General features: G+C 58.7%; 9 protein-coding genes. 4 read left to right on the forward strand and 5 right to left on the reverse strand.

All coding sequences use genetic code 11. The annotated features are described in order from the left end of the window. Window positions 1-111: 111 nt before the first annotated feature. Genes F8J34_RS04450 through F8J34_RS04465 form a run of 4 tightly spaced genes read left to right on the forward strand, consistent with a single transcriptional unit; the run spans window position 112 to window position 3,425 of the window. Window positions 112-1,230: a geranylgeranyl reductase family protein gene (locus F8J34_RS04450; protein WP_297056803.1), complete on the forward strand. Its 1,119-nt coding sequence runs from the start codon at window positions 112-114 to the stop codon at window positions 1,228-1,230. Then, window positions 1,215-2,513 (forward strand): B12-binding domain-containing radical SAM protein, encoded by a 1,299-nt coding sequence (locus tag F8J34_RS04455; protein WP_297056804.1) that lies wholly within the window; start codon window positions 1,215-1,217, stop codon window positions 2,511-2,513. The genes F8J34_RS04450 and F8J34_RS04455 overlap by 16 nt, the downstream gene beginning before the upstream one ends. After that, window positions 2,510-3,253, forward strand: coding sequence for a lipopolysaccharide kinase InaA family protein (locus tag F8J34_RS04460; protein ID WP_297056805.1), 744 nt, complete (start codon window positions 2,510-2,512; stop codon window positions 3,251-3,253). Before F8J34_RS04455 ends, F8J34_RS04460 begins: the two co-directional genes overlap by 4 nt. 46 nt (window positions 3,254-3,299) lie before the next feature. Beyond that, window positions 3,300-3,425: a hypothetical protein gene (locus tag F8J34_RS04465; protein ID WP_297056806.1), complete on the forward strand. Its 126-nt coding sequence runs from the start codon at window positions 3,300-3,302 to the stop codon at window positions 3,423-3,425. Here the strand turns inward: F8J34_RS04465 and rsmG are convergent. The 5 genes from rsmG to F8J34_RS04490 all read right to left on the reverse strand — a co-directional run. Then, window positions 3,422-4,045 carry a 16S rRNA (guanine(527)-N(7))-methyltransferase RsmG gene (gene rsmG / locus F8J34_RS04470; protein WP_297056807.1) on the reverse strand — a complete coding sequence of 208 codons (624 nt, stop codon included), beginning with the start codon at window positions 4,043-4,045 and terminating at the stop codon, window positions 3,422-3,424. The two genes, F8J34_RS04465 and rsmG, sit on opposite strands and share 4 nt — an antisense overlap. Next, window positions 4,042-5,019: a DUF4931 domain-containing protein gene (locus tag F8J34_RS04475; protein WP_297056808.1), complete on the reverse strand. Its 978-nt coding sequence runs from the start codon at window positions 5,017-5,019 to the stop codon at window positions 4,042-4,044. The genes rsmG and F8J34_RS04475 overlap by 4 nt, the downstream gene beginning before the upstream one ends. A gap of 4 nt (window positions 5,020-5,023) precedes the next feature. Then, the gene (gene dksA, locus F8J34_RS04480; protein WP_297056809.1) at window positions 5,024-5,386 is read right to left on the reverse strand and encodes an RNA polymerase-binding protein DksA; all 363 of its coding nucleotides are present in this window, start codon (window positions 5,384-5,386) and stop codon (window positions 5,024-5,026) included. Window positions 5,387-5,395: 9 nt separating this feature from the next. Then, entirely contained in the window at window positions 5,396-5,869 is a 474-nt protein-coding gene (gene moaC, locus F8J34_RS04485; RefSeq protein WP_297056810.1) for a cyclic pyranopterin monophosphate synthase MoaC, read from the reverse strand. Window positions 5,870-5,872: 3 nt separating this feature from the next. Further along, window positions 5,873-6,300, reverse strand: a 428-nt coding sequence (locus F8J34_RS04490; RefSeq protein WP_297056811.1) for a J domain-containing protein, incomplete at its 5' end; no start/stop codon positions are given.

Genomic DNA, 6,300 nt, shown 5'->3' on the forward strand with positions numbered 1-6,300 from the left:
ATCCTCTAGTTAAAAAGACCTACGCCTTACCATCCTTTTTATCCCTTAGGTTTTTTCAGGGATATCTTGGGGTACAATCTTTTCTTAAAACCAAGGACTCAAGGTTTTTTAATGATTGCCGATATAGTGATCGTAGGAGGGGGCCCGGCCGGATCTACGGCGGCCTATCTTTTGAGCGACTGGGGAATGCGGGTCCTCCTCCTGGACAAAGATCGTTTTCCGCGGGCTAAACTTTGCGGCGGGCTTCTTACTGCCAAGACCTCCGCTCTCGTGAGCCGTGTCTTCGGGTTGCCCTCCCGGGAACTGGACCGTCTCAGCGAATATATAGCCTGGAGCTACGGACTATATTACCGAAGGAGACCCATCCTTAAGGATTCCACCGAGGAACCTTTCCGCCTGGTAAGAAGGGAGGTCTATGACGCTTTCCTCCTCGAAAAGGCCCGGGAGGCCGGGGCCGAGGTGCTCGAAGGAGAAAGGGTGGTGGACCTCGATCCCGAGCGAGCGGAGATACGCACCGCTAAAGGAAAGGTCCTTAGGGCTGGCTTTATTCTCGGGGCCGATGGGGTGAAAAGTCTGGTCCGAAGAAGGCTCGGTCTCTCCGAAAAAGTTGCCTGGAAGAGGGGGCTTGCACTCGCGCTTGAGGTGAGTGTTCCCCGGGGGGTCCTTCCGGTGGATGAGCCCCGGATTTATCTGGGATATGTCCGCACGGGTTATGCCTGGGCCTTTCCCCGAAAGGAGGACCTCCTTCTCGGCATAGGGGCCCTCCTTTCCGAGGCCGGGGATCTTTCCCGGTCTTTCGGGGAGTTTCTTTCCGATCTCGGAATCGAGCTTCGGAAGGGCCCGCGGGCCCATCTCATTCCCTTCGGCAATTTTCTGAGACGTCCGGCACGGGGGCGGGTGCTTCTTGCCGGGGATGCCGCAGGGCTGGTGGAACCCCTCCTGGGGGAGGGCATTTTTTATGCCCACCGCAGTGGAGAGCTTGCGGCCCGGGCCCTCCGCCTGCATCTGGAGCAGGGGCATCCCCTGGAAGAGATCTATCCTTTTCTCCTAGAACAAAACATCCTCCCCCAGTTGCGTCAGGCCCTGAAGTTGCGGGGATTCTTTTTCCGGAGGGCGCATCTCCTCTCCCGTAATCCCTTTCGTCGAATATGGCATCTTTTACGAAGACCATGTCTGGATGTGGTGCACGGAAAAAGGCATTATTTTCTGACCCGGTGGATGTCCTTTTAGTCAATCCGTGGATCTATGATTTTGCGGCTTACGATTTCTGGCTCAGGCCTTATGGACTCCTGCGCCTCGGAGGAAAGCTGAGAAGGAAGGGCTACCGGGTAAAACTCCTGGATCTCCTGGACCCCTTCCATCCCGAGCTTCCTCGCCGTCCCAAAAGAAAACTTTTCGGGACCGGACACTTTTTCCGTACCCCGGTGGAAAAACCCGCGCTTTTTGAGGATGTCCCCCGGCGCTGGGCCCGTTACGGTCTGCCTCCGGAGCTGGTGGAGCGGGAACTGTCCCGTATCCCGGCCCCGCGTCTCATCCTTCTTACCTGTCTTCAGACCTACTGGTATCCCGGGGCGCTGGAAGCCTATCGCCTCTTAAGACGCTTTTTCCCGGAGACCCCCGTCCTCCTCGGCGGAATCTATGCCCGCCTTCTTCCGGACCATGCCCAAAAGACCTTTCCCGAGGCCGAGATCGTGATGACCGGAAGGGAAGAGGAGATAGTCTCCCGCATCGAGGAGTTGGTGCCCCCTTCGGGAGAGCCGCGGCCCGAGGACTATCCCGTGTTCGATCTTCAACGAGAGATCCCTTATGCCGTGCTCCTTACCGGTACGGGTTGCCCCTTTCGCTGTGCCTATTGTGCCTCGCGTCTCCTCTTTCCGGAGATGAAACGCCGCTCGCCGGAGGACCTTTTTTCGGAGATCGTTTACTGGTATGAGAGATTTGGAGTAAGGGACCTGGTGTTCTATGACGATGCCCTGCTCTGGGACTTCGAGCATCATCTGGGCCCTCTTCTGGAGAGGGTGGTTGAGGCCGGGCTTTCCGTGCGTTTCCATACCCCGAACGCGCTTCACGCCCGGTTCCTCACCCCGGAGGTGGCCCGCTGGCTCAAAAGGGCCGGATTCGTAACCGTGAGACTGGGGCTTGAGACCGTGACCCGGCGATATGATCAGAAGGTAAGTCTGGAGGAGTTTGAGGCCGCGGTGGCCTCCCTGAGACAGGCCGGCTACGCCCCCCGGGAGATCGGGGTTTATCTCCTTTTCGGCCTCCCGGAGCAGGACCTCTCCGAGGTGCGAAAGGCCGCGGAATATGTGGCTCGCCTTAAGGCAAGACCCATCCTGGCCGAATATTCTCCGGTGCCGGGAACACCTCTCTTTAAGGAAGCCTCCCGGACCTCCCGTTATCCCCTTCTGGAAGAGCCTCTGGCCCACAACAACTCCGTTTTTCCGGCCTTTAAAAGACCCGACTGGGAGGCTATAGAGGGACTCAAACGCTACGTGAGGGAACTTTCGCGGTGAAGACCCTGGAGATCCTTTCCCCCTGGAGATCCCTCCTTAAGCGGGCCGGACTTTCTACTTTTGAGGCCCTGTGGAGGGTCGAGGGCCTTCCCTTCAAGCGCAAGCCCGACCGGGAGATCCTCCTCCTGGAGGTCTCGGGAAGGAGGCTCTTTCTTAAACGCTATTTTCGCTTCGGTTTACGGGATTTTCGCTGCGGGGCGGAGTGCGAGTGGTGGGCGGCAAGGGAGCTTTTGCGGGAGGGTTTTTCCGTGCCCGAGCCCGTGGCCTTCGGGATCGAGCGAAAGCTTTGGCCCAAACGGGCCTTAAGCCTTTTCTGTGAGGCCCGGGGCAGACGCCTTGAGGACCTCTTCCGTGAGGATCCGGAAAGTTTCCGGGGGGTGCTTCCGGTGCTGATTAACACCGCGGCCCGTTTCCATGCCCTGGGTTTTTCCCATCAGGATTTCTACCTCTGCCACCTTTTCTGGGACGGGGAGCGCCTGACCCTTATCGACCTTCAACGGGTAAGACGCGCCAGAAAGCCCCGTGCCCGCTGGATCATAAAGGACCTTGCCGAGCTCTTTTATTCCGCCCGAAACGTCCTGGGAGAGGAGGCCGAAGAATTTGAAGCCCTTTTCCTGGAGGGCTATTTCCGGGAGCACCCCTGGCTAAACACCCCCTCAATGCTTAATAAATTGGTAAAAAAGATCCGAAGGATTGCGGCTCACGATGCCAAGCTCAAGACGCGGGTTGCGAAACCCTAAGTTTACTTCCGGGCGATGTGAATTCTGCGGGGAGGAACGTCCCCTGGTGTGGCGGTGTCGGAAGTGCGGGTTCACCGTATGCCAGGTGTGTCTTTCGCGCGATCAGAAATATTTTTCCTGTAACGCCGTAACCTGGGTCTGCCCCAACTGTCTCAACTGGGAGACCCTTTAGCTATCCGCTCGCTGGATCTTTACCACAAAACCGGTTCCTTTGCCGGATAAGGGATAACGGAAGGCTTGCCCCTGAAGCTCGGGGTGAAGATCTTTGAGGTTCCGGATCTCCTGCGGGGCCCGGGGGCCTTTCAGGGCCAGAAGATATCCCTGGGGAAGAAGAAGGGGGGCGGCATATTCCCAGAGTCGGGCGAGTTCCGCCACCGCCCGGGCGGTAACGGTGTGAAAATATCCCCGGGGCACCTCCGGGTCCTCGGCCCGGGCCCGAAGGATTTTTACCCTTTCGAGTCCCAGTTTTACCCGAGCGTATTCCAGGAAGGAGACCGCCTTCCTTCGAGGTTCGATCAGCCAGATCTCAAGATCCGGCCGCAGCACCGCCAGCACCAGCCCCGGGAGCCCGGCTCCGGAGCCGAGGTCCGCCACCGGGCCGGAGGAAAGATAGGGAACCAGGCGGGCGCTGTCCAGGAGGTGCCTTTCGCGAAGGAGGTCTTCCCGGGCCTCACCGATGAGGCCCAGGGGATAGGCCATTTCCCGGAGAAGTGTAGCCAGGAGGAAAAGCGGTTCCGGGTCTGCCTCCGGAGCCAGTTTCCGGATCTCCCGGCGGAATCGTTCCGGGCTCATGGGTTCTGATCGCGCAGAAAAGCCGCGGCCTCCTCCGGCCGAAGGGGCACGATGTAACTTTCGGCCCCCCATTCGAAACCCGCCACCCGGGTTAGGGAGGGGATCAATTCCAGGTGCCAGTGAAAGTACGGTAATTCGGGAGTAGAGGGGGGTTCCAGATGAAAGACCAGATTATAGGGGAGCTGCGGAAGGGTTTTCTCCAGGATCTGGAGTACCCGCAGCAGGACCCGGGCCAGGTCGATCTCCATTTCCGGAGGAAGGGAGAAGAAATTCGGAGAGTGGAAACGGGGCAGGATCCAGGTCTCCAGGGGCTGACGCGGGGCAAAGGCCTGAAAGGCCACGAAATGCGGGGAAAGATGGATCAGTCTCGGGCCACGGGCCTCGCGGTCTGCCAGTTCACAGAGGAGACAGCGGCGGGTCCGGCGGTAAAATTCCTCGGCCCGGTGGAGTTCCCGTTCCAGGAGCGGAGGCAGAAAGGGCAGGGCCAGAAGCTGGCTATGACTGTGACTCAGAGAGGCCCCGGCCCGCCTTCCCCGATTCTTGAAGAAGAGAAGATAGGCCCAGCGTTTTTGGGCTAAAAGATCCCGGGCCCGTTTCCGAAAGGCTTTAAAGAGGAGCCTTACCTCCTCGGGTGAGAATCTCTCCAGGGATTTTCGGTGCTCCGGGGTCTCAATAATGACCTCGTGGTGCCCCAGCCCGGCCTCGGCAGCGAAGAATTCGTCGCCCCCAGCCGGGGGAGCAGCCTCCGGAGAGAGGGCTGGGTAACGGTTGGGAACGATGCGCACCCGCCAGGGCCCCTCTTCCGGGATCCTCAGGACCTCCGGCGGGGTGAGCTCCTCGTTTCCCGGGCAGAAAGGACAGCGAATGGGCTCGACCTTTTCTTCACTTACGGAAAAGTCGGTGGGCCGCTGTCCACGTTCCGGAGCGATGAGGGAGATACGACCGCTTAAAGGGTCCCTGCGGATTTCCGGCAAAGGTTTATTCTCCGCGCAGTTTCTCCAGCCTTTCCTGCTCCCGTTTGCACCGAATACAGAGCGTGGCCTCCGGACGGGCCTCAAGACGCTTTTCCTCGATTTCTTCCCCGCAGGCCTCGCATATTCCGTAAGATCCCTCCTCGATTTTCTGCAGGGCCTTGTCGATCTTTTTAAGGAGTTTCCTTTCCCGGTCGCGGAGTCGCAGCTCGAACCCCAGGTCGCTTTCCATGGTGGCTATATCCGAGGGGTCGGCAAGGTGTTCGGTACCCTGTTCCAGGGCCTGAAAGGTGCGATCCACCTCCTGTATGATCCTCTGACGTTTTTCTAAAAGGAGATTCTTAAAGTGTTCCAGCTTTTTAGGATCCATAGAGCCTCCTTATTCCAGGATAACTTCTCCGCTTTTTCCCCCGCGTTTTTGTGCTAATCGAATATCCGTAATCCGGACGCTTTTGTCAATCCCTTTGCACATGTCGTAGATGGTAAGGGCCGCCACCGAGACCGCGGTCAGGGCCTCCATCTCCACCCCGGTCTGGGCCACGGTGCGTACCCGGGCTTCTATCTCCAGGCTGAAGTCCTCGGGGTGGAGAGAAAAGTCTATCTCGATGCGGGTAAGGGGAAGGGGATGACACAGGGGAATAAGCTCCCAGGTGCGCTTGGCCGCAAGAATCCCGGCGATGCGTGCCGCTCCGAAAAGGTCTCCTTTGGGCAGATTCCGGTCCTTAACCAGGGCAAAGACCTTTTCCCCCAGAAGGACCCGCCCCCGGGCTACTGCCTCGCGGGGGGTAAAGGGCTTTTCGGAAACATCCACCATGCGGGCCTTTCCATCCTCGGAAAGATGGGTGAAGCCCATGGCCTATTCCTTAAAGAGCCTGTTCCAGAAGGTCTTTTTCTTTTTGCCCTTGACCCGGGGGCCCTCTTCTTTTTCCAGCTCGGCAAAACGTCGCAGGAGATCTTCCTGTTCGCGGGTGATGCGGCTCGGAAGCTTTACCTCCAGGTGCACGATGAGATCCCCGGGTTCTCCACCCTGCGGATCCGGGAGCCCCTTTCCTTTTATCAGCAAGCGATCTCCGGGCTGGCTTCCCCGCGGAATACGAATGGGAATCTTCTCCCCGGAAAGATGCTTCACCTGGGTTTCGGCCCCCAGGATGGCATCCACCACCCCGATAATAAGGGAGAGGTGGAGATTTTTCCCCTCCCGGCGAAAATATTCGTGGGGTTTGGTGCGGATCTTGATGTAAAGATCTCCGGCCGGACCACCGTAGAGCCCGGCTTCCCCCTCCC

The sequence above is a fragment of the Thermosulfurimonas sp. genome (assembly GCF_015491435.1).
GTDB lineage: Bacteria > Desulfobacterota > Thermodesulfobacteria > Thermodesulfobacteriales > Thermodesulfobacteriaceae > Thermosulfurimonas_A.